The sequence below is a fragment of the Bacillus cereus group sp. MYBK95-2 genome, from assembly GCF_051915225.1.
In the GTDB taxonomy this organism is placed as follows: domain Bacteria; phylum Bacillota; class Bacilli; order Bacillales; family Bacillaceae_G; genus Bacillus_A; species Bacillus_A cereus.
The window spans coordinates 461,655-483,350 of sequence record NZ_JBQAEH010000001.1 but is presented as its reverse complement, the minus strand read 5'-3'; the positions used below and the strand labels follow the sequence as shown (position 1 = coordinate 483,350).

Genomic DNA, 21,696 nt, shown 5'->3' with positions numbered 1-21,696 from the left:
AGTACAAAGACATAGAAAATAAGCCTTCCTTTTTGTTTTAACACCTCATCATCATCCGTGAATCTATCAGTGTTGTTAAAACAGGCAGGTCTCCTGACTTATGCTTCATATAATTTCTTTCACCTTCCCGTTTTCACAGTGGCACCAAAAAGAAATCTCAGCATTTACAGTGGCGGGACCGTGTTGGAGTTTCACCAAGCTTCCCTTTTAAACACGAAACGAAACTTTCGTGTACCTATTTTCCTTTTGAAAGGAATTTAACAAGCGATATGATATTGAAACAAATTTTAACATAATTTTTGGAATTTTGTCTACTGTTTTAAAATAAGAAAATTCTAAAGTTTTTATTTCTTAGTATTCTGACTTTTTATATTCTGGAGTAACTAATAATATTACAGTATGAAAAGAGAAATTGAGCTATGAAAGAAGTAGGGATGTCTTCTTTCATAGTTCAATCTTCATCTATAGCAACTTCTGAAAGTTGGCCTGCTATAGCATCTTTAAGGAGGGTGTTTAGCCATTGTAATTCAACTGTAATATGCTCAATTACACTTTGCAAAATATATAGTTGTGCACGTGGAACCTTTCCTTTATTACAATCATATATCGTTTGCATAGTATGTAAATATTGAAGAGTATCGTTTTTCTTTTTTTCTAAAATAGGAACTAATTCGTGATCATTGCTAAAGTGAGCGAAAGATAAGGCTGAATAAATAGGTTTATATATTTGGTTTTTGGCTTCGAATTGTTTTAATAGTAAAGTGTGGAATAGTTTTTTGCCTTCTTCTGTTATATGAAAAATCGTTTTGTCAGGTCGATTTGTGTCTCTAATTACATTTGTAATATGAATTGCCCCTTGCTTTTCTAATTGCTCGAAGGCGTAATAAAGTGATCCTTTAGCATATTTAATGTAACAATCCATTTGTCGTTCTTTCATAATATGCTGCACTTCATATGGATGTTTATCTCCTTCGAGTAGTAAGCCGAGAATGACTAATTTCATGCTCATGCTGTCTCAACTCCTGTATATAAAAACTTTATACATATTATAAACGGCATATCTTTTTTCATAAAGGGATATGCCGCTTCTTTTTTATATTAACTAACTTGCTTTTGTTTTTCTTTCTTTTTAGGGCCTGTAAAGAGGCGTTCATTTCCCATAAGTAAAATACAAATAATACTTAGTACAGCCGGGATGAGTGCCCAGAAGAATGTGTTCGCAATAGATGTAGCGAGAGCTTCCTTAATACCCGCTAATATTTCAGCAGGAATTTTTGCGGTAGCGCCTGGTGATAATAAGAAACTTGTGTCTCCGCCTTTTGGAGCTAATTTTGCTAGTTCAGGGGGGAATACAGAGTTTAGTTTATCTGTAAAAATATGATTTTGAATTGTACCAAAAATCGTTACACCAAGAGTCATACCGAGTGATCGGAAGAATGAGTTTGTTGATGTCGCCGAACCACGGTCCCGCATTTCCAACTTGTGAATAGAAGACATACTTAATACTGAGAATGAGAAACCAACACCAAGCCCAGCGAGAATCATAAATAGTGTTACGAGTAAACGAGGTGTGTCCATTGTTAAAGTACTTAATAAATAAATACCAAGAACGAAGAAGACACCAGATACCATCATAATGTTACGATAGCTTGTTCGAGAAGCTAATTGTCCTCCCGTTTGACTTCCAATTACAGAACCAACCATCATTGGTGTTAAAATTAATCCAGCATTAGAGGCGGAACCTCCAAGGACGCCTTGAATGAAGATTGGAATATAAACTGTACAGATAATGAAAGCGGCACCATAGAAAAAGGCAACTCCTTGACTAGCTGCGAATAAAGGTTTTTTAAATAGATGGAATGAAATAATAGGCTCGGTTGCTTTTCGTTCTACAAAGAAGAAAATAATAAGCGTAATAACTACTGTTGTAAATAAGCCAATAATTACAGTAGAATTCCAGGCATATTCCTTACCACCAAGTTCTAATGCGAACATTAAGCAAACGATACTTATGACAAGTGTAATAGCACCAGCCCAATCGATTTTTTGTTTTCTAAATTCTAGAGACTCACTGTAGTATTTAGTAATGAAGAAAAAGGAGATAAGTCCTAATGGAATATTGATATAGAAGACCCAATGCCAACTTATATAGTCTGTAATATAAGCACCTAATAAAGGACCGAATACACTAGATGTCCCGAAAACAGCACCGAATAGTCCTGTCATCTTCCCGCGTTTTTCTGGTGGGAAGATATCGTACATAATTGTGAAGGCGATAGGCATAAGGGCACCACCACCGATCCCTTGAATAGCTCTATAAATACTTAATTGCTCAATGCTTGAAGCTGTTCCGCAGAGCGCAGAACCGAATAAGAAAAGAATGAGGCCACCAATATAAAAACGTTTCCGCCCGTACATATCAGAAAGTTTCCCGAAGATAGGCATCCCTGCCATTGTTGCTACCATATAAGCTGATGTGACCCAAACAAACTTATCAAATCCTCCCAGGTCTCCAACGATTGTTGCCATTGCGGTTGCAACGATTGTATTATCCATTGCGGCCATTAATATACCAAGCAGTAAACCAGCAACAACAAATTTTGTCTTGTTGGCTTCTTTTTTTAATGGTTGAGTTTCCAAATATAACCCTCCTTTAGAAATAAGTAAACTATATTAAATTTTGAGTGCAGTGGATAAAAAATTTAAATGTATAGTTGATGTTAATTTCTTTTCCATAAGTGCACTTATATGCCATAAAGAATATTATAGTCAAATTTGACTATAAGGCAAATTTTTTCTTCCGTCAAAATATTCTTTCGTATGAGTAGAGAACGAGTGAGCCATACGAATATTGCTATGAAGGGAATGAAGTAAATTGTAAAAAAATTTCATAAAGAACACCTTCTGTTAATAGATGAAAAATGGTTTTTTCTTCATATTGTCGAATAGGATAAAAGGAAGAGAAATATTAAACATTGCTTGTAGCAAGCTTTAGGAATTTGGGGAATTCATTGTGTGTATGTTACATCTGAAATGAGGTGAATATATATTATGAAAATATGGGGACGAATTTCGGATACAGGAAAGTATTCAATACCGTTACAACCAGTATTGTGGATTGACGGATCGAAAAAGGAAAACGAATTTCCTCAAGTAGCCGTTACATTACAAATTGGTAGTATGTATACAGAACAATTTTCGTATGAATTGACCTACGATGTAAACGACATACTTATTATGAGAATTGAAGTGGAAAATAAAGGGGTAGAAATGATTTCGAGAGTTGTTGTAAGTCATATGATTCGAGATTACTTTGCTTATATTCCTAATTCTTTAAAAGTTGATAAGGGGATAAGTGAGTTTTTATTCCAGCTTGTTAGATGGCGAATTGATGATTTGTTACCGAATGAGAAGGTGGAACTACGTTGTAAAATAAAAGCTAATAAAGATAAAGCTCTTAAACAAACATTCTTTCAGGCTACATATACATTTCAAGATAAAGAGATATCATATGGCCCACTGCAAACAAATGAAGTTGTTGTGCGTCAATGATAAAAAGGAACCTGTACAAAAGGTTCCTTTTTTAGTGAAGGTTGTGTTTTTTGAGTATTTTCTTTTGCTCCATTCCTTTTTTTCCTACATAGTTATTTTTGTAGCCAAAGTATAGAATAAATAAAAATGAAACAACATTAACAATAGCGTCGATTTGATCGTTTGTAATAAAGTGTATCCCGAAAGAGGTAAATAATAATTTTAATGATAATAGAAAACCAGCTAGTAAACGCATAGCATCTGATAGATTCTCTTTTTGTAGCATATAGATTACTCCTTTCTATAAAAGTTATATATTATATATATGAAATAGAGTAGAAAAGGTATACAAGCTTAAGCAGAAATGTACATTGCATATGTACATTTTTTATTTTGTAGAAAAACATTATTGATATAGAAACATATATTGGTATAAAAGGGGGAAAAGTATGAAACATAAAGGGAAAATTAGTGGATTATTGCTTGGCAATACTGTGGCAGTTACAGAATGGATTGCACTTCAGGATGTAATTGCAAAACTGGATTCACGATCATTTTATACCGTCTTTATTATTTATATATTGCAAATGATACTAAGTTATTATTTTGGACATTGGTACGATAAAAGAACAAACGAGCGTATGGGTATGGAAGTAGGAGGAATGGCAAGCAATGATTTTGTTGTTGATTTTTTTGGGAAAGTAGCTGCTTTATCTGAAAGAGATTCTCGTAATATTACAGTGTACATTCTTTCTGTAAAAGAATGGGAAGGATTAAAAGACACGTTGCAAGAAAAAAAGTTGGGAGTGTTAGTACAAAAATTAGAGAGTACCATTGTAAAGACAATTCGGAAGGGCGATGTTGTTACAAAGTGGGATGAAAATAAATACGTTATTGTAGCAATTGATAATGGTCATGAAACATCAACAATAACAAAACGATTAATGAAAAATATTGAAAGTGAAATAGAAGGTGATTTACTCAGTGTCACTCTTTTATTTGGAGCAGCTAGCTATCCAGTAGAAGGAAAAACGTTTGAAGAACTGTTGAGAAAGTCGCAAAATCAATTGTACCAGTATAGAAATTTGCAAGAAAATGAGTGAAGCTTTGATTTGAAGATATATGATAGGAAGATGTTTTATTTGTAACATTTTTTTGACTTTTATTACAAAAAAACGCCACGTTTGTAATAAAAGTCTTTAAAAATATATGAAATAAGCATATAATTATGATGGTAGTGCCAATGCAATTTGCACAGTGTGTTTTATTTTAAAAGTGTAGAGGAAAGCAAGCTCTACACTTTTCCTTTTTAGGAAATGAAAAGAATATTTGTAAGTTGTTGCGAGATATCGATTGTACTGTGTAAAATGAACAAAGAGATTAATTGATAGAAAGCTGGAAAGGGAATGATAGACGTGAGAGCGGAGCGATCACCTTTTATCAGGTGAACTATTATAGTCTTATTAAGACTGAGGTGAAATTCCGTGGATATTAAAGTAATACATAGTGTGAACAGGCCTTAAAAAACACGAAGTAGTATACTTAAAGATGGATATGGAATTGCTAAATAATTCAAAAAGAATAATGTAATATCAAGTAATAATTTGTACAAACAATATTAATGATCTTCGTAAAAAAGATGCGAGTGTATAGAACAATTACATATTTTATAACTTTTTTATATTACACGATGGTCGTTTATAAGTAGGAGGAAGAGATGTTGAAATATAGTAAATTAGCAATTGTAACTACATTATCAATGATTTTATTAGCCGGTTGTTTCGGTCCGAAACCAGAAGAAGAATTATATGTAGCGTTTGAAAACGCTGCTAAACAAGAAAAAACAATGTTTGAAGATGCAAAAAAACTTGAGACTTTAGAGAAAGAAGGACAAGAATTATATAACCAGATTGTTCAAGAAGGAAAAGATAATAATCAAACTGTTAAAGAAAAACTGAATCAAGCAGTGAAAAATACAACTGAACGAGAAAAAGTGCTTACAAAAGAAAAAGAAGTTTTAAATAAAGCGCAAGAAGAAGTGAAGTCAGCTGATAAGTATGTGAAGAAAATTGAAGATAAGAAATTGAAAGATCAAGCTGATAAAGTGAAAAGCACGTATGAGAAACGCCACGATTCATTTAATAAAATGTATGACAGCTATAACAAATCTTTAAAACAAGAAAAAGAGTTATATACAATGTTACAAGATAAAGGTACTAAATTAAAAGATATTAGTGAAAAAGTAAAAGTAGTAAATCAATCTTATAAGGATATTGAGTCAGAAAAAGATAAATTTAATGAATTTACAAAGTCTTATAATACAGAAAAAGTAGCTTTTTATAAACAAGCAAATATTAAAATTAAAGAAGAGAAAAAATAAAACAGTTTGGCCTACACTTGGCCAAACTGTTTTATTTTTTTGTATAAGTACGACTATACCATGGAACAGGCTCACTTAATTTTTTTTCTTGTTTTAATGCTTCAGGACCAATATAATCTTGAAGTGTTTTTTTTGCTACTGTTAAAGATAAGGTTGTTTTCGGATTTCGATAGGAGGATTCAAGATGACCAAGATGCGGTAGAATTCGAAAATCTTCTTTCGTAGGAGGGATGTGGAAAAAATAATCGCCTAAACGTATAAGGACATCAGATTGTTGTTGGCTAAAACGTGGGTTTCTAGAAAAATGCAATCCTTCTTTAATTGCTTTTTTTTCAGCAATCAAACGTTCTAAAGCTGTCTTTTTTAACCAGTATAAATATTTAGGATTAGTAGCTGCTTTAGCATGACGATTCACAACGAAAATAGATTGAGCTAGTCGATTAATAGAATGTTGGTTTTGTAATTGAGATTGTGGTTGTGAAGGTTTCATATTGAATCTCCTTTCAATTTTTCATTATTATACCATAAATAAAATAGGTATTTATTATACGCAAAAAGTGATTGTATATATTTTCAATATTAAAGCAATATTGTTACAAAAAACAACTATTTTGTATAATAGTAATAGAATATGTTTTTGAAATTTGATAATGAAAGAGTGAGAAGTTTGAAAGAAATATTAAAACAACGGTATGCCATTATAGATATTGGATCTAATACAATGCGTTTAGTTATTTATGAAAAGCAAAATGGAGGTTTTTATAAAGAGATTGAAAATACGAAAGTTGTTGCTAGGTTAAGGAATTACTTAATTGATGGTGTATTGAATGAAGAGGGAATAGAAGTATTATTACAGACATTATTTCAATTTCAAGAAAGGACAAGATTCCATCAGTTGCATCATGTACTTTGTGTTGCAACAGCAACAATTAGACAGTCGGAGAATCAAGAGGAAATTAAAAAGCTTGTTGAAGGACAAACGGACTTTACTCTTAGAGTATTATCAGAGTATGAGGAAGCGCGTTACGGATACCTGGCGGTTATGAATTCTACATCGTTTTCAGAAGGAATAACGGTAGATATTGGTGGGGGGAGTACGGAAGTTACATACTTTAGAAATAGAGAGATTTTAGAGTACCATAGTTTTCCTTTTGGGGCACTTTCTTTAAAGCAACAATTTATTAAAGGTGATATTCCTACTAAAGATGAGTTAGAGGGAATGCAACAGTATTTAGAGTTTCAATTTCGAACGTTACCATGGTTAATCAATAAGAAATTGCCTCTTATTGCAATTGGTGGTAGTGCTAGGAACTTAGTAAAAATCCATCAAAATTTAATATGTTATCCTATAGCAGGATTACATTTATACAAGATGAAAGAAGAAGATGTTGAAAGTGTAAAAGAGGAATTGGAAAAATTGTCGTTCATAGAACTTCAGAAATTGGAAGGATTAGCAAAAGATCGAGCAGATACGATTATTCCAGCGGTTGAAGTATTTCATACACTTGTTCATGTTATAGAGGCACCGGCATTTGTATTAAGTAGAAAAGGGTTAAGAGAAGGTGTTTTCTATGAAGAGTTGACAAAAGATTTGGGGATTTCATATTATCCGAACGTAGTTGAAGAAAGTTTGCATTTACTATCACATGAATACGAAATGGACATGGAATTTGTTATTCAACTTATTAAACATGGAAGACTAATTTGCAAACAACTTGAGGAAATAGGGCTTATTTCTATGTCAGTAAAAGACTGGGAAGTGTTCCATCAAGCTGCGAAAGTATTTAATATAGGCAAATATATAGACGAAGAAGCGAGCCGTTTACATACGTTTTATTTATTAGCGAATAAGACAATTGATGGCATGATGCATAAAGATCGAGTAAGGCTAGCGCTTATTGCATCGTATAAATCAAAAATGTTATTTAAACAGCATTTATCTCCATTTGAAGGTTGGTTTGATAAAAGCGAACAAAAAAAAATCCGCCTGTTAGGAGCTGTTTTACAATTTTCAGCTACTTTAAATGTAAGGCAACGATCGCTTATTGATACCATATCTATAACAGAAAGCGAAGAGGGATTAACGTTTAAAGTTTTATGTGAACAATCGGCATTAGCAGAAAAAGTACAAGCTGAAAAACAAAAAAAACAGTTAGAAAGAGTATTAAAAACGAATATTAATTTATTATTTGAACTAAAACATTAGGGTTGTACGGATGTCTTTACGAAAAATTTACACTTTGTAATATTGTAATTTGATAAAATGAAATTAACTAAATTATAGTAAAAAAGTTTCAAGGGGAAGTGTGAAGAGAATGGAATTATTGAAGGGGAATGCAGTAAATTTAAATGATACAGCTTATTACAATAATCGAGAGTTAAGTTGGTTAGCATTTAATGAACGTGTCTTACAAGAAGCGCAAGATGCAAATAATCCACTTTTGGAAAGATTGAAATTTATTAGTATTTTTAGTTCGAATTTAGATGAATTTTTTATGGTACGTGTAGCGGGATTAAAGGATCAAGTGAGTGCTGGATTTAATCAACCAGAAAATAAAGCTGGCTTAACACCGAAAAAGCAATTAAATAAAATTGCGATAAAAGCCCATGCACTAATGACAGTACAATATGATACATTTAAAAATTATGTATTACCAGCGCTTGAGTTAGAGGGAATTGAACGTTTAACATTCAATGATTTGACGAAAGAGCAGCGAGAATTTATAGAAGAGTATTTTGACGAGCAAATTTTTCCGGTGTTAACTCCTGTAGCTATTGATGCATATCGCCCATTTCCAATGTTATTAAACAAAAGTTTGAATTTGGCTACTCTTTTATATGATGAGAAGCAAGCGGAAGAAGAAAACAGGACGAAGTTAGGGATTGTACAAGTTCCTTCATTACTTGAGCGCTTCATAATTTTACCGAGTGAAGGGCAAAAGCATAAATTTATTTTATTAGAAGACGTAATTAGTAGCTTTACTCATAAATTATTTACGGGATATACAGTATCATCTGTTACTCGTTTCCGTATTACACGCAATGCAGATTTAACGATTCATGAAGAAGGTGCGAGAGATTTATTAAAGGTAATTGAAAAAGAATTAAAAAAGCGTAAGTGGGGGGCTGCTGTACGTTTAGAAGTTGGGAAAGAACACATTGATGAAAGAGTATTAGCGTTATTATATGAGGTTCTGGAAGTAAAAGATGAAGATGTATATATAATGGATGGCCCATTAGATTTAACATGTTTGTTTTCTTTATATAAAAAACTAGCTCCTTTATATGAACATCTTGTATATCCAGCTCTTATTCCGCAACCGCCTCAAGATTTAGGTGATGAAGAAGATGTATTTGAAAAAGCAATTGAGCATGATATTTTATTACATCATCCTTTTGAATCATTTCAGCCGGTAGTTGATTTTGTCCGTGATGCGGCAGACGATCCGAATGTACTTGCGATTAAACAAACGTTATATCGTGTAAGTGGTGATTCACCGATTATTCAGGCGTTAAAGATAGCGGCTGAAAAGGGAAAACAAGTGACGGTATTAGTTGAATTAAAGGCAAGGTTTGATGAAGAAAACAATGTTCACTGGGCTAAAGAATTGGAACAGGCAGGCTGTCATGTTATTTACGGTGTCAGTCACTTGAAAACACATAGTAAAATTACGCTAGTTGTAAGGAGAAAAAACGGAAAAATCGAAAGGTTCGTACATCTCGGAACTGGGAACTATAATGATGCAACAGCGAAGTTATATACTGATTTTGGATATATTACATCAAGAAAAGATTTTGGGGTCGATGCAACCAATTTCTTTAATTATTTAAGTGGTTATACAACAAAGCCACATTTTCATCATTTATCGGTTGCTCCATTTGATATAAGAGAGCAATTTATGGATTTAATAGATGAAGAAATCCGTTATCATAGGCAATATGGAAATGGATATATTATCGCTAAGATGAATTCATTAACAGATAAACCGTTAATAAAAAAAATGTACGAAGCATCACAAGCTGGAGTAAAGGTAGAGCTCATTGTTCGAGGAACATGTTGCCTACGACCTGGTATTCCAAATGTAAGTGAAAATATTCGTGTAGTTAGTGTTGTTGGAAGATATTTAGAACATAGCCGTATTTATTATTTCCATCATAATGGGGAGGAGAAAATATATTTATCTTCAGCTGATTTGATGACGCGAAATATGGAGAAGCGAGTGGAAATATCTTTCCCGATATTAGATATTGAAATGAAGGCACGAATTAAGGCGATTTTACAGCTTACATTAGCTGATAATGTGAAAACACGTGAACAAAATAAAGATGGTGATTACTATTATGTTATTAATGGTAGTACAGAAGAAATTGATAGCCAAGTGAAGTTGTTTAAGATGGCGTATCAAAATACAGACGCTGAATAATGAAAAAAAGTAAAAACCTCTTATGTCCATAAGAGGTTTTTACTTTTTTCTACTCATATGCTCCAAAAATGGAAGGATGAGTAGAAACAATAGTTTTATTATAAGCGTGTAATGAGATGGCTCGTTGAGAGAATAATATTTGAAAGAATCGTTACTTTAACCTAGTAATAGTAGGGTTGCTGACATGGTCCACCGTAACAAGGATAAGGTGCTGGCGGCGGGAAAGGTGGTGGATAAGGTGGATAAAATGGTCGAGGGCCGAAAGCTAATGCTCCGCCGAGCAATCCACCAGCAATTCCAGCTAGAAAGGGAACGCCAAAAAACGGGAAGAAGCGTGAGTCGCCTACTGGACCAATAGGTGCTGAACGGACTGGAATTGGTTGATAATATGGATACATGAACATACCTCCTTTATTGGACTCACTTTTATCATATGGTAAACGAAACATGGATGAGCGCGTACAAGAAAGGATATGTAAGAAAATAGGCGAATTATTACGAATGTTGGAGTGTGAAAATTGTGATTTCAGGTTTTGACATGAAACGAAATGGGACACGTGTTCTTCCGAGGCCTCGATTGACATAGAGAGTTAAATCCTGCATCGTATAGAAGCCTTCAATATAGTCTTTGGCGAGTGATGGTGTAATAATAGCCCCTAAAAAAGGAATTTGTACTTGTCCGCCATGGCTATGACCAGAAAGTTGCAAGTTGATTGGATATTTGGAAATTTGCGGCGCGATATCTGGCTCGTGAACAAGAACGATGTTATAAGTATTTTGCCGTGCATGTTGTAATGTTTTCTCTATTTTTGGTTTGCCTAGTAGTATATCATCGAGACCGAAAATAGAAATTTCACTATTATCCATTAGATGAATTCTTTTTTTACTATTTAGCAATAGTTCAAATCCTGATTCACGCATGATGTGCTCATAGTATTCAGTTCCATATCCACCGTGATCATGGTTACCATAAATAGCGAATTTACCGAAGGGGGCTTGTATATTTTTTAAAATGGACGCGACAAAAGGAGTGTCAGTATACGTTTGATAATTATCAATGAGATCTCCGGTAAAAAGGACAATATCTGGATTTACAGCATTAATTTTAGAAACAACTTGAGATAAATGTTGAAGCGAGAAATAGTATCCGAGATGTAAATCGCTGAATTGAAGAATTTTCATACCATGAAAACTTTTTGGGATGAGTTGTGATTTTAATGTGTGCTGTGTAAAAGAAATGAAATGGGGTTCTATATATTTAGCATAGTAGTATCCGATGCCACTGGTTATAAATGAATAGAGACAAGTACGCATACCAATTTTTAAAAAATTTCTTCTTGTAATGTGCGTCATAAAAATATGAGTATACCTCAATGTTTTTATTCCATTTACAGGCTACTCAAATCTCCTTTCAGTTTATTTAAAAATATACTTTACATAATAAAAAATTAGTATAGATTACGAAAAAAATGAATAAAAAGAAAGTTCTTTACATTAAAATATCAGAAAAGTTTAAAAATATAAAGATTTCTATTAAATAAAGTGATAAAATGAATGTGTATTCATTTTTTTGGAGGGGATGTATGTGAAAGAAAAGGTAGTTATTATAACAGGTGGATCGAGTGGAATGGGAAAAGGAATGGCGACTCGCTTTGCAAAAGAAGGGGCACGAGTTGTTATTACAGGACGTACAAAAGAAAAACTAGAGGAAACAAAGTTGGAAATTGAACAATTTCCAGGGCAAGTATTACCTGTACAAATGGATGTAAGAAATACGGATGACATTCAGAAAATGATTGAACAGATTGATGAGAAGTTTGGTCGAATTGATGTTTTAATAAATAATGCAGCTGGAAACTTTATTTGTCCAGCAGAAGATTTATCCGTGAATGGCTGGAATTCGGTCATTAATATTGTATTAAACGGTACATTTTACTGTAGCCATGCTGTCGGAAAATATTGGATTGAAAAAGGTATAAAAGGGAATATCATTAACATGGTAGCAACATATGCATGGGATGCAGGTCCAGGAGTTATTCATTCGGCTGCAGCGAAGGCAGGAGTATTAGCGATGACGAAGACGCTCGCTGTTGAGTGGGGACGTAAATATGGAATACGAGTTAACGCTATCGCTCCAGGACCAATTGAACGTACGGGCGGTGCTGATAAATTATGGATTTCAGAAGAAATGGCTAAGCGTACGATACAAAGTGTTCCGCTTGGAAGGCTGGGTACGCCAGAAGAAATCGCTGGTCTAGCTTATTATTTATGCTCAGATGAAGCTGCGTACATAAATGGAACTTGCATGACAATGGATGGAGGACAACATTTACATCAATATCCATTTTAAAAGGGATAAAAAAATGAATGTTTGATTCATTTTTTTACGGTTAAATGTGACGGAATTGTGACATATGAAAGAAAAGTGTTTACAAGAGGTCATATATACGTTATATTTAAGACCTCTTTTTTCTTCATAGTAGAATTGCTAATTCCCCTTAGCATTTTACCCCTCTAATCCCTTCAGGAAAACTGAAGGGATTTTTTATTATTTTTCCGTAAATATCATGTTATAATTTTTGAAAAGTAAAGGGAGGGAAGCACGTTGATAGATGCATTAGATGTAATGAGTAACTTGGATAAAGTCCTTCCTTATTATCAAGCTATTTTTAGTGCTGATGAGCATACTGTAATTGGATATGAAGTAGTAGGACGTATTCAAACAGAAGAGGGCATACAAAGTTTAGCTTCTTTCTTTCACGATGATTCGATTCCAAGTGAATTTCAACTGGAAGCGGATAATATTATAGTAGAAAAAGCTTTAAATCGTTATTTAGAAAGCGATCAAAAATTATTATTATTTATACATCGGAATGCTAATGTATTAATGAATGATGATGATGAAAGCTTGCTTCAACTTTTATTGAGGTACGAAGAACAAGGTTTAAATTTAAAACAAATTGTTTTAGAGATTACAGAGCATGAATGTAAAGAAGATATAGAGCAATTTAATCATTTGCTTATGTATTATCGTACATATGGTATTCAAATTTCGATTAATAAAGTCGGAACGGGTACAAGTAATTTAGAGCGTATTAGCGTGTTAGCACCTGATATTTTAAAAGTAGATTTAACGAACTTAAGGCAAACAGCACTTTTACAATCTTATCAAGATATTTTATATTCTTTATCATTACTTGCTAGAAGAATTGGTGCAACTTTATTATATGAAGAAATAGATGCTTTTTATCAACTGCAATATGCTTGGAAGAACGGCGGAAGATATTATCAAGGTAATTATTTAAAAGAATGTTTACCTGATTTTATTGAAACGAATGTTTTGAAAGAGCGACTAGGTAATGAATGTCATCAGTTTATTCAGCATGAAAAGAAGAAGTTACAAAAAATTTATAATTTAACAGAGATGTTACGCGATCGCATTGGCGATGTTTTATCAAAACAAAAAAAGAATGAAGATATAAATGATTGGTTATTACAATTTAGTCAAAGTGTATCACAGTGTAGTTTTCGTATATTTATTTGTAATGAAGATGGTTTCCAACAATCAGGAAATGTTATGAAAAAAGATGGAGAATGGATTGTGATGCCGGATTATTATATGAAGAACTGGAGCTGGCGCCCGTATTTTCTCGAGAATATAATGAAAATGCGTTTTGAGAATAAGGCGAGGCTTTCAGATTTATATGCAGATATTGAAACGGGAGAAATGGTACGAACATTTTCTTTCCCGATTGATGATGACAACTTTTTATTTATAGATTTATCTTATGAATATTTATATGAAGAAGATGTTTTATTTTAATGCACGAAGAGATTCGTGCATTTTTTGTTTGTTTTTATCATAAATTGGTAATAGTGAAAATGGTGATGAAAATGCTGTCTATCGTTGTAAAGATTTTACGAACGAAATCTGTCCTTTCTTTGCATAATCATTGTTACAATGAATACTACAAAGACAAGTTCTTTTAAAAGGAAGGTGAAAAAATGAGGAAATATGGAATATGGCTTGTTCTATTTGTATGTGTTGCCTTTCTAGTTGGTTATAGTGTTACGACTGTTTTAGGAAAAGAGGAAGTGGAAGTCGATCGGAAAGAAGTATTTACAACGATACAAAAAGGCTATGAAACCCAGTTTTCAATTCGTGGGAAGCATTTGCCGATGAATAAGATGATAGAGACGTTATCACCGTATTTTACAGATAATTTCCTTCAAGTATTTACAGATGAAAATAGCAGAAGTGATAAACAAAGTGGTGAATATTTACTTCCGGCAAAAGAAGCACCGTTTTCTTTTAATTCAGAAACGAAAATGTCGTATGATGAAGAACATAAAAATTTATATGTATATGAGCGGACAAAAAGTGGACAATATCAAATTGTAACATTGAAAAGGGATCAAGATAAATGGAAGTTAGCAGGATATCATGAAAGTCAGGAACTTTTAACTGAAATAAAAAGGTTGCAACAATTATAAAGTGAAACTTTTAATCAGTGGGTGGGAGTTTTACTACCTACAAATAGCGGGATAAGAATAGGAATAGGTATTTACCTATTCCTATTCTATATTGAGTAGTTGTTGTAACTTTTCAATTTGAAAACCTGCAACTACTTCGCCATCAATTACGACTGTTGGAGTTGAATAAGAATCATAGTCGTATAAAAGACGATTGCGAGCAGCAGCGTCTTTTTTTACGTCAAATTCTTCATATGCAACGTTATTATGCTTCAAAAATTCTTTTACAATAACACATGGCGGACAATCGGGTTGTGTATAAACCTCAATTTTTTTCATTGTAATTCCTCCTTTTTTCTGTTTTTTATTATATTCTTCCAGTATAAAAACCGCAATAATGAAGGAGAAATATGTTCTTTCTGTTTTTTCCTTCGCATTTCGACAAATTTTTAGTTGAGTTTCTGGCCAATAACCTTTATCCTAGAGTGTGGAACATTTTTTCTGTTATGACGGATAGAATGAGTATAGCTGTAAAACCTATTGGTAGGAAGATCAGAGAAAGGAGAGATTTCATGTCTCTACTCCAAGGAATTTTAACTCGACTTGTTAGTCTACAAGAACAAGCTGAAAGCGGTGAAGTAGCACAACGCTATTTTGAAGTGAACGGTGAGCGCAAATGTAGCGTGAAATTTTTCGATAAAAGTGAAATGTATGAGTTAGAAGTGTATCAACAAGGTGAAAAACCTCAAGTATATCAATTCGATAATATCGACATGGTTGCAATTGAGATTTACGATATCATTTCTTGATACATATAAAAAAGGTACTGCCACATGGCAGTACCTTTTTTAGTTCTATTACTTTCCAGCGTAATGTATAGAAGTTTTTTATTTTTCCTACAATGGTATTAAAATGAAAATTTAATCCGTGCAAGTTTGCTTATCCATGTGGATAATTAGTCTCGTCAACCGGGTGAATATGTGAAGCTAAACTTCTCACTATCGCTGGGTTTTGCAAATAGCGGGAGAAATATAACTAGGAGGTTATCGTATGGAACGTTTACCAGTTGTGATTTGTCCTAATTGTCAAAGTTCTGCTGAGATTATTCATGTATTAACGGCTCAATCTAATCAAAATGTAATTTATACGTGCCAAGTTTGTCACTTTGTAATTCGAAATATTGAAACGAATAAAGGATAGGAAGTTATAATTTTAGTTTTTGTCCCATACAATGAGAATACGAAAAGTCTGTCTAATTGAAAGGACGTGACTCTGTGGACGGTGCACATAAATTTTACAATGTTTCAGAGAGACATTTAAATTTTGATATGGTCTTTAACCGTATTTGTAGTTTCATTGAAAAGGATCCGCGAAATTTGTATCGATTATCCATTGGGACAGACTCGCAAGCGCATCAAAAGGATACGAGGTTTATTACAGCAATCCATATTCATCGTGTTGGAAAAGGTGCCTGGGGTTGTTTACACCATAGATCAGTAAAAGATAAGCCAGCGACCTTACGTGAGAAAATATATTTAGAAACGCAGTTTAGTCAAGAAATCGCATGTCTATTTACGCCTACTCATATACAAACAATATGGGAGTTATTGCATCCTTATGCTCAAGATGGGGCTGGATTCATAATGGAAATTCATTTAGACATTGGGAATGATGGCTTAACAAAAGAATTTATTTTAGATATGACAGAAAAAATTCGAGCGATGGGATTAACTGCAAAAATTAAGCCGGATGCTTATGCGGCGTTTAGCTATGCAAATCGATATACGAAATGATTTTTTTGTATGTGTACGATTGTTACATGTCTTTTAATAAAAACTGAATATTACATCTATTAAATAGGTTGAATTTTTTATATAATAAGAGTAACGATGCGAGTGTAAGGAGAGGGGTATATGCAAAGGGAAGTTGTTTTAACGAAGGAAGAAGAAAGTTTACTACTAGATATTTTATTTCAGCAAAATTACGCAAGTGAAATTTTAGCTGTGGAACTTACAGATATTGAGAATGGTTTGAAACAGACAGATGTGATGCAATATAAAAAAATCACAAGGTTATTTTACAGATTAAAAAATAAAGGGTATTAAGCGCTACCGGAATGGTAGTCTTTTTTTTGTGCGGTATGCTAAAATAGCTGTGTGATTGTATTTTTATTGAAATAAATTTAGGACAAAATAATAATATGAAAACGCTGTCATAAAATGTGAATAGAGTTGTGAACATAAGCAGGAAAAAGGGAAAATGGGGGATGTAATATGATTAGTATTCCGAAAGACGAATTTCAACAAATTCTTGTGAAGGATTTAATGATTTCATCGGAAAAAGTAGCTCATGTCCAAATTGGAAATAGTTTAGAACATGCTTTACTCGTTCTTGTAAAATCTGGATATTCAGCGATACCTGTCTTAGATCCAATGTATAAACTACATGGTTTGATTAGTACTGCCATGATATTAGATGGTATGTTAGGATTAGAACGTATTGAGTTTGAAAGGCTCGATGATATGAAAGTAGAGCAGGTGATGAAAGAAGATATACCTGTTCTTAAATTAGACGATTCATTTGCAAAAGCTTTAGAAATGACAATTGATCATCCTTTTATTTGCGCTGTTAATGAAGAAGGCTATTTTGAGGGGATTTTAACACGTCGAGCTATTTTAAAATTGTTGAATAAGAAAGTAAGGCAACATAATCGATAAAGTGAAGAAAGTGACTTCATAGAAACGAAGAAGTCACTTTTTTTTCGTGCATATCACTTGTGTATGTATTATATTTAAAAAGACATAAAACATAAGGAAAGTTTGCGCTGGACAATTGTATTTTCTGAATGAAAGCATTCGGGTAAATTAAGGATGAAAAGCTTATTGAAATAAGGTGTATGGAAGCTAAGGAAAGAGGGAGAAAGTTGCAAATTGATGATTTTCAAATGATGGTTGTGTTAGCTCAGGAATCAAATATGAGAAAAGCGGCGGAACGTTTATTTGTTTCCCAACCTGCGCTGAGTCAACGATTACAATCTATGGAGAAACAATGGGGAATGAAGTTTTTTATTCGCTCACAAAAAGGATTGACAATTACACCTGAAGGGGAAAAAGTTGCAAATTATGCCAAAGAAATGTTGCAAAGGGAAGAAGATATAAAAAGTGAGCTGGCTGTTTTCAGAACGGAAACTCATGGAACGTTAAAAATAGCTGTTGCATCAGTTATTGGTCAATATTGGCTCCCTCCTGTTTTGAAAAAGTTTGTGCATAAATATCCTTCTGTAAAGATATCGCTGTTTACTGGATGGAGTAGTGAAGTGCAAAAGCAGTTTTATGAAGGAGACGTGCATGTTGCTATACTGAGGGGAACACAAGAATATAAAGGTCAGAAACAACAATTATTTGAAGATGAACTGTATTTAGTTGATAAAGAAATAAAAGATATTTCGATGTTAAAAGAAACAAATAGGCCGTTCATTCAATTTAAAAGTGACTCGACTTATTATGGACAAATACAAAATTGGTGGTATGGTTTATTTTCTAATCCGCCTAAGCGAACGATTGTAGTTGACCAAATTGAAACATGTAAACAACTTGTTTTAAATGGTATAGGTTATGCCCTTTTACCTTCTACTGTTTTAAAGGAAGTACAGGAAAATATGTATAAAACACCTGTTCAACTGACGAGAGAAACATGGTTGTTAACAAGTGACTCGGCAAGGCAGTTGAAGCAAGTACAAGCATTTTTAGAAATTATAGAAGAAATTCAAAGGGGAAAATAAGATTATTATCTTGCTACTCGCTCTTTCGTTTGGTAGAGTAACATTATAAATGGATTTAGGAGGCAACAAGAATGAAAATGATGGACGCTAACGAAATTATTTCGTTTATTCAAAAAAGTGAAAAGAAAACTCCTGTAAAGGTATACATAAAAGGGGATTTAAAAGAAGTAACATTCCCTGAAACAGTACAAGCATTTGTGAATAAAAAATCAGGTGTATTATTCGGAGAATGGTCTGAAATTAAGACAATTCTTGATGAGAATAATAAGCACATCGTTGACTACGTTGTAGAAAACGATCGTCGTAATTCTGCAATCCCAATGCTTGATTTAAAAGGTATTAAAGCTCGCATCGAGCCAGGTGCTATTATTCGTGACCATGTTGAAATTGGTGACAACGCTGTAATTATGATGAATGCAACAATTAACATTGGTGCTGTAATTGGTGAAGGTTCTATGATCGACATGAACGCAGTACTTGGTGGACGTGCAACAGTCGGTAAAAACTGTCACGTAGGTGCAGGTGCTGTACTTGCAGGTGTTATTGAGCCACCTTCTGCAAAACCAGTTATCGTTGAAGATGATGTAGTAATCGGTGCAAATGTAGTTGTTTTAGAGGGTGTTACAGTAGGTAAAGGTGCAGTTGTAGCAGCGGGAGCTGTTGTAACAGAAGATGTGCCTCCATACACAGTTGTTGCAGGTACTCCAGCACGTGTAATTAAAGAAATTGATGAGAAGACAAAAGCAAAAACAGAAATTAAACAAGAGCTTCGTCAATTAAACCCAGAGAAATAAAAAGTAAAAAAAGCGTAAGAGCGTAAATGGGCTCTTACGCTTTTTATAGATAGAGGTGCAAAAATGACAGTAAGCAAATTTGTCCAAATTCGTAGAGATCTACATAGAATTCCAGAAATCGGATTTAAGGAATGGAAAACACAACAGTATATTTTAGATTATATAGGAACACTTTCTCATGAATTTGTGGAAGTGAAGACATGGAAAACGGGTGTAATCGTTAAAGTAAATGGAAAAAATCCCGAAAAAATAATAGGTTATCGTGCAGATATAGACGGTTTACCAATTACAGAGGAAACCGGATACGAGTTTGCTTCTATTCACGAAGGAATGATGCATGCATGTGGCCATGATGTACATACAACAATCTGTTTAGGCCTTCTAACGAAAGCTGTGAGCGAAAGAATAGATGATGACCTTGTATTTCTATTCCAGCCAGCAGAAGAAGGACCAGGCGGTGCTCTTCCTATGTTAGAAAGTGAAGAGTTAAAAGAATGGAAACCGAATATAATTCTTGGTCTTCATATTGCACCAGAATACGCTGTGGGGACAATTGCAACGAAAGAAGGACTGTTATTTGCCAATACTTCAGAATTATATATTGATTTAAAAGGGAAAGGTGGCCATGCTGCCTATCCACATACTGCAAATGACATGATTGTTGCAGCGAGTCATCTTGTTACACAGCTTCAATCCGTTATTAGTCGCAATGTAAATCCTCTTGATAGTGCAGTAATTACAATCGGGAAAATTACTGGTGGTACGGTTCAAAATATTATTGCAGAAAAATCTCGTTTAGAAGGAACGATTCGAACATTATCAGTGGAATCAATGAAGCGTGTGAAAAGCAGAATTGAGTCAATTGTTGCAGGTATCGAAGCTTCTTTCCAGTGTGAGGCGATTATAGATTACGGAGCAATGTATCATCAAGTATATAACCATGAAGAGTTAACGAGAGAGTTTATGGAATTTGTACATAAACAAACTGATATGAATGTTATTACATGTACTGAGGCAATGACGGGTGAAGATTTTGGTTATATGCTTCGAGAAATCCCTGGATTTATGTTTTGGCTTGGAGTAAATTCAGAATATGGTTTACATCATGCAAAATTAAAACCAGACGAAGAAGTGATTGAAAAGGCAATTACATTTTTAAGCCAATATGTAAAGTGGAAAGGGAATAGAAAATAAAACTTCCACTTTCTTGAAGGTTCCAAAAAACTTTTTGTTCTGAGGTGTAAGTAACGCTCGTATAGATTGATTTTAGACATTGACATACAAATGGAAGAATTAAAGTTAATTGTACTGTTTTAATAATGAGCAGGGGGGTTAGCCACTGCTCATTATTAATTATTTGACTAACTTATATATGTTTACTTTTAGTATGAAAAGTGTGTAAAATCAATGTGAAACATAGAAAAAAGGGTGGGGAATTACGTGCAAATTAGCAGTGCGATTTTATGTTTCGTCTTATATGCGTACGTTATTATTACGGCGGTTTATTTTGGGATAAGTTTTTATGCCTATCGTCTAGTAGATAATAATGAATATGACGAAACATACAAATGGGTGAAGAGATATTTATCACCTGTACTAGAAATTATGAATGGGTTTGTGCTCTTTTTATTTATTGGATTAATTGCTTTTTCAACGAGTTTAGTAGGGAATAAAACTACGTTATTTGTATTGGGTATCATTATTTTTATGTTGTTAGGAATAAGGATTGGTAATACGGTCTTTTGGAATGAAAGAAAAGTAGATGGTTGGACGGGAATGTTAATTCCGTGCATGTTAGCTGCAATCGTGACAAATATAGAGCATGAATATTATCAATTACATTTTTGGCTTATTATCGTTTTAACAATTCTTTCTGTTTTGTATATAAGCACAGTAGTACTAACATATATTGCACATGAAAAAGGAGATGTTAAAGGCACTCGTTTCTTTAGAGGACGGGCATTATTTTGGAGTATGCCGACGATGGTAGTTATCGCGCTTATTGCGATATTAGTAAATGGATATCAATTTTCTAATTGGCAACTATTTTTAGAAAATTGGTGGATCTTTATCTTTTCGTTTATTGCTTTTTTAGGTGCAACGCATTATTTATTCCATCAACATCATTACATATGGGCGTTGTTATTTGCATTCACACAGCTTCTATTTGCCTTTTTTGGTCAAGAAACATTATTATTCGTTTTTGAAACATTTAGTTCTTTTGGAAATATATTTGTATTTGCTATGCTACTTGTTGGTATCGCTTTTTACTTGCAACAATATTTTTATATACAAAAACAAAAATAAGAGCTA

24 protein-coding genes and 1 riboswitch are annotated in these 21,696 nt (G+C 33.4%); of the genes, 17 read left to right on the top strand and 7 right to left on the bottom strand.

What is annotated here, in order from left to right:
• Positions 1–66: 66 nt before the first annotated feature.
• Positions 67–254: riboswitch (cobalamin riboswitch) on the bottom strand.
• Positions 255–451: 197 nt separating this feature from the next.
• Both ACTFN4_RS02345 and ACTFN4_RS02340 read right to left on the bottom strand, forming a co-directional pair.
• On the bottom strand, positions 452–1,009 hold the full coding sequence (locus tag ACTFN4_RS02345; protein ID WP_000062061.1) for a PadR family transcriptional regulator: 558 nt from the start codon (positions 1,007–1,009) through the stop codon (positions 452–454).
• 89 nt (positions 1,010–1,098) lie between these two features.
• Positions 1,099–2,640 (bottom strand): MDR family MFS transporter, encoded by a 1,542-nt coding sequence (locus ACTFN4_RS02340; RefSeq protein WP_000449912.1) that lies wholly within the window; start codon positions 2,638–2,640, stop codon positions 1,099–1,101.
• A gap of 411 nt (positions 2,641–3,051) precedes the next feature.
• Between ACTFN4_RS02340 and ACTFN4_RS02335 the strand changes: the two genes are divergently transcribed.
• Complete coding sequence (locus ACTFN4_RS02335) at positions 3,052–3,552, top strand: hypothetical protein (RefSeq protein WP_000708120.1); 501 nt, start codon at positions 3,052–3,054, stop codon at positions 3,550–3,552.
• Positions 3,553–3,583: 31 nt separating this feature from the next.
• Here ACTFN4_RS02335 and ACTFN4_RS02330 read toward each other — a convergent pair whose 3' ends face one another.
• Entirely contained in the window at positions 3,584–3,817 is a 234-nt protein-coding gene (locus ACTFN4_RS02330; protein ID WP_000939448.1) for an SPP1 phage holin family protein, read from the bottom strand.
• A 163-nt stretch (positions 3,818–3,980) separates the two neighbouring features.
• Between ACTFN4_RS02330 and ACTFN4_RS02325 the strand changes: the two genes are divergently transcribed.
• Together ACTFN4_RS02325 and ACTFN4_RS02320 are read left to right on the top strand one after the other, a co-directional pair.
• A complete protein-coding gene (locus ACTFN4_RS02325) occupies positions 3,981–4,634 on the top strand; it encodes a diguanylate cyclase domain-containing protein (protein WP_000680820.1) in 654 nt (217 codons plus the stop codon).
• 614 nt (positions 4,635–5,248) lie between these two features.
• The gene (locus ACTFN4_RS02320) at positions 5,249–5,911 is read left to right on the top strand and encodes a YkyA family protein (RefSeq protein WP_000922498.1); all 663 of its coding nucleotides are present in this window, start codon (positions 5,249–5,251) and stop codon (positions 5,909–5,911) included.
• A gap of 31 nt (positions 5,912–5,942) precedes the next feature.
• Here ACTFN4_RS02320 and ACTFN4_RS02315 read toward each other — a convergent pair whose 3' ends face one another.
• Positions 5,943–6,401, bottom strand: a complete 459-nt coding sequence (locus tag ACTFN4_RS02315) for a YkyB family protein (RefSeq protein WP_000804864.1) — start codon at positions 6,399–6,401, stop codon at positions 5,943–5,945.
• A 141-nt stretch (positions 6,402–6,542) separates the two neighbouring features.
• On the opposite strand from ACTFN4_RS02315, the gene ppx reads away from it, so the two are divergent.
• Positions 6,543–8,117, top strand: a complete 1,575-nt coding sequence (gene ppx / locus ACTFN4_RS02310; RefSeq protein WP_439962049.1) for an exopolyphosphatase — start codon at positions 6,543–6,545, stop codon at positions 8,115–8,117.
• Between the two features lie 109 nt (positions 8,118–8,226).
• A complete protein-coding gene (locus ACTFN4_RS02305) occupies positions 8,227–10,335 on the top strand; it encodes a polyphosphate kinase (protein ID WP_000421680.1) in 2,109 nt (702 codons plus the stop codon).
• A gap of 161 nt (positions 10,336–10,496) precedes the next feature.
• Here ACTFN4_RS02305 and ACTFN4_RS02300 read toward each other — a convergent pair whose 3' ends face one another.
• Positions 10,497–10,733, bottom strand: a complete 237-nt coding sequence (locus ACTFN4_RS02300) for a hypothetical protein (protein ID WP_000283738.1) — start codon at positions 10,731–10,733, stop codon at positions 10,497–10,499.
• Positions 10,734–10,830: 97 nt separating this feature from the next.
• On the bottom strand, positions 10,831–11,688 hold the full coding sequence (locus ACTFN4_RS02295; protein ID WP_439962166.1) for a metallophosphoesterase: 858 nt from the start codon (positions 11,686–11,688) through the stop codon (positions 10,831–10,833).
• A gap of 232 nt (positions 11,689–11,920) precedes the next feature.
• Between ACTFN4_RS02295 and fadH the strand changes: the two genes are divergently transcribed.
• From fadH to ACTFN4_RS02280, 3 genes are all read left to right on the top strand, one after another.
• Positions 11,921–12,685, top strand: coding sequence for a 2,4-dienoyl-CoA reductase (gene fadH, locus ACTFN4_RS02290; protein ID WP_000660913.1), 765 nt, complete (start codon positions 11,921–11,923; stop codon positions 12,683–12,685).
• Positions 12,686–12,940: 255 nt separating this feature from the next.
• Positions 12,941–14,158 carry an EAL domain-containing protein gene (locus ACTFN4_RS02285; RefSeq protein WP_000564306.1) on the top strand — a complete coding sequence of 406 codons (1,218 nt, stop codon included), beginning with the start codon at positions 12,941–12,943 and terminating at the stop codon, positions 14,156–14,158.
• Positions 14,159–14,340: 182 nt separating this feature from the next.
• Positions 14,341–14,829 carry a DUF3993 domain-containing protein gene (locus ACTFN4_RS02280; protein WP_001233804.1) on the top strand — a complete coding sequence of 163 codons (489 nt, stop codon included), beginning with the start codon at positions 14,341–14,343 and terminating at the stop codon, positions 14,827–14,829.
• A gap of 81 nt (positions 14,830–14,910) precedes the next feature.
• Here the strand turns inward: ACTFN4_RS02280 and ACTFN4_RS02275 are convergent, their stop codons facing one another.
• Entirely contained in the window at positions 14,911–15,147 is a 237-nt protein-coding gene (locus ACTFN4_RS02275; protein ID WP_000717875.1) for a glutaredoxin family protein, read from the bottom strand.
• Positions 15,148–15,380: 233 nt separating this feature from the next.
• Here ACTFN4_RS02275 and ACTFN4_RS02270 point away from each other — a divergent pair, with 233 nt between their 5' ends.
• From ACTFN4_RS02270 to ACTFN4_RS02230, 9 genes are all read left to right on the top strand, one after another.
• A complete protein-coding gene (locus ACTFN4_RS02270) occupies positions 15,381–15,617 on the top strand; it encodes a YkuJ family protein (protein ID WP_000055151.1) in 237 nt (78 codons plus the stop codon).
• A gap of 241 nt (positions 15,618–15,858) precedes the next feature.
• Positions 15,859–16,008 carry a hypothetical protein gene (locus tag ACTFN4_RS02265; RefSeq protein WP_000440540.1) on the top strand — a complete coding sequence of 50 codons (150 nt, stop codon included), beginning with the start codon at positions 15,859–15,861 and terminating at the stop codon, positions 16,006–16,008.
• A gap of 74 nt (positions 16,009–16,082) precedes the next feature.
• Positions 16,083–16,601 carry a ribonuclease H-like YkuK family protein gene (locus tag ACTFN4_RS02260; protein WP_000348489.1) on the top strand — a complete coding sequence of 173 codons (519 nt, stop codon included), beginning with the start codon at positions 16,083–16,085 and terminating at the stop codon, positions 16,599–16,601.
• A 120-nt stretch (positions 16,602–16,721) separates the two neighbouring features.
• Positions 16,722–16,913 (top strand): antirepressor AbbA, encoded by a 192-nt coding sequence (gene abbA, locus ACTFN4_RS02255; protein ID WP_001188692.1) that lies wholly within the window; start codon positions 16,722–16,724, stop codon positions 16,911–16,913.
• A 168-nt stretch (positions 16,914–17,081) separates the two neighbouring features.
• On the top strand, positions 17,082–17,525 hold the full coding sequence (cbpB, locus tag ACTFN4_RS02250) for a cyclic-di-AMP-binding protein CbpB (RefSeq protein ID WP_000623579.1): 444 nt from the start codon (positions 17,082–17,084) through the stop codon (positions 17,523–17,525).
• 179 nt (positions 17,526–17,704) lie between these two features.
• Positions 17,705–18,589, top strand: coding sequence for a LysR family transcriptional regulator (locus ACTFN4_RS02245; RefSeq protein ID WP_002026259.1), 885 nt, complete (start codon positions 17,705–17,707; stop codon positions 18,587–18,589).
• Between the two features lie 71 nt (positions 18,590–18,660).
• The gene (gene dapD / locus ACTFN4_RS02240; RefSeq protein ID WP_000783241.1) at positions 18,661–19,383 is read left to right on the top strand and encodes a 2,3,4,5-tetrahydropyridine-2,6-dicarboxylate N-acetyltransferase; all 723 of its coding nucleotides are present in this window, start codon (positions 18,661–18,663) and stop codon (positions 19,381–19,383) included.
• A gap of 63 nt (positions 19,384–19,446) precedes the next feature.
• Positions 19,447–20,577, top strand: a complete 1,131-nt coding sequence (locus tag ACTFN4_RS02235; RefSeq protein WP_439962048.1) for an N-acetyldiaminopimelate deacetylase — start codon at positions 19,447–19,449, stop codon at positions 20,575–20,577.
• Positions 20,578–20,823: 246 nt separating this feature from the next.
• Positions 20,824–21,690, top strand: a complete 867-nt coding sequence (locus ACTFN4_RS02230) for a cytochrome C oxidase assembly protein (protein ID WP_439962047.1) — start codon at positions 20,824–20,826, stop codon at positions 21,688–21,690.
• The last annotated feature ends 6 nt before the right edge of the window (positions 21,691–21,696 follow it).

What these genes read in the sequence shown, in the direction of transcription:
- ACTFN4_RS02325 (WP_000680820.1), top strand. Translation starts at nt 3,981, where the DNA reads ATGAAACATAAAGGGAAAATTAGTGGATTATTGCTTGGCAATACTGTG.
- dapD (WP_000783241.1), top strand. Translation starts at nt 18,661, where the DNA reads ATGAAAATGATGGACGCTAACGAAATTATTTCGTTTATTCAAAAAAGT.
- ACTFN4_RS02270 (WP_000055151.1), top strand. Translation starts at nt 15,381, where the DNA reads ATGTCTCTACTCCAAGGAATTTTAACTCGACTTGTTAGTCTACAAGAA.
- ACTFN4_RS02235 (WP_439962048.1), top strand. Translation starts at nt 19,447, where the DNA reads ATGACAGTAAGCAAATTTGTCCAAATTCGTAGAGATCTACATAGAATT.
- ACTFN4_RS02305 (WP_000421680.1), top strand. Translation starts at nt 8,227, where the DNA reads ATGGAATTATTGAAGGGGAATGCAGTAAATTTAAATGATACAGCTTAT.
- ACTFN4_RS02275 (WP_000717875.1), bottom strand. Translation starts at nt 15,147, where the DNA reads ATGAAAAAAATTGAGGTTTATACACAACCCGATTGTCCGCCATGTGTT.
- ACTFN4_RS02265 (WP_000440540.1), top strand. Translation starts at nt 15,859, where the DNA reads ATGGAACGTTTACCAGTTGTGATTTGTCCTAATTGTCAAAGTTCTGCT.
- ACTFN4_RS02245 (WP_002026259.1), top strand. Translation starts at nt 17,705, where the DNA reads ATGGAAGCTAAGGAAAGAGGGAGAAAGTTGCAAATTGATGATTTTCAA.
- ACTFN4_RS02335 (WP_000708120.1), top strand. Translation starts at nt 3,052, where the DNA reads ATGAAAATATGGGGACGAATTTCGGATACAGGAAAGTATTCAATACCG.
- ACTFN4_RS02330 (WP_000939448.1), bottom strand. Translation starts at nt 3,817, where the DNA reads ATGCTACAAAAAGAGAATCTATCAGATGCTATGCGTTTACTAGCTGGT.
- abbA (WP_001188692.1), top strand. Translation starts at nt 16,722, where the DNA reads ATGCAAAGGGAAGTTGTTTTAACGAAGGAAGAAGAAAGTTTACTACTA.
- ACTFN4_RS02295 (WP_439962166.1), bottom strand. Translation starts at nt 11,688, where the DNA reads ATGACGCACATTACAAGAAGAAATTTTTTAAAAATTGGTATGCGTACT.
- ACTFN4_RS02320 (WP_000922498.1), top strand. Translation starts at nt 5,249, where the DNA reads ATGTTGAAATATAGTAAATTAGCAATTGTAACTACATTATCAATGATT.
- ppx (WP_439962049.1), top strand. Translation starts at nt 6,543, where the DNA reads ATGTTTTTGAAATTTGATAATGAAAGAGTGAGAAGTTTGAAAGAAATA.
- ACTFN4_RS02300 (WP_000283738.1), bottom strand. Translation starts at nt 10,733, where the DNA reads ATGTATCCATATTATCAACCAATTCCAGTCCGTTCAGCACCTATTGGT.
- ACTFN4_RS02315 (WP_000804864.1), bottom strand. Translation starts at nt 6,401, where the DNA reads ATGAAACCTTCACAACCACAATCTCAATTACAAAACCAACATTCTATT.
- ACTFN4_RS02280 (WP_001233804.1), top strand. Translation starts at nt 14,341, where the DNA reads ATGAGGAAATATGGAATATGGCTTGTTCTATTTGTATGTGTTGCCTTT.
- cbpB (WP_000623579.1), top strand. Translation starts at nt 17,082, where the DNA reads ATGATTAGTATTCCGAAAGACGAATTTCAACAAATTCTTGTGAAGGAT.
- ACTFN4_RS02345 (WP_000062061.1), bottom strand. Translation starts at nt 1,009, where the DNA reads ATGAGCATGAAATTAGTCATTCTCGGCTTACTACTCGAAGGAGATAAA.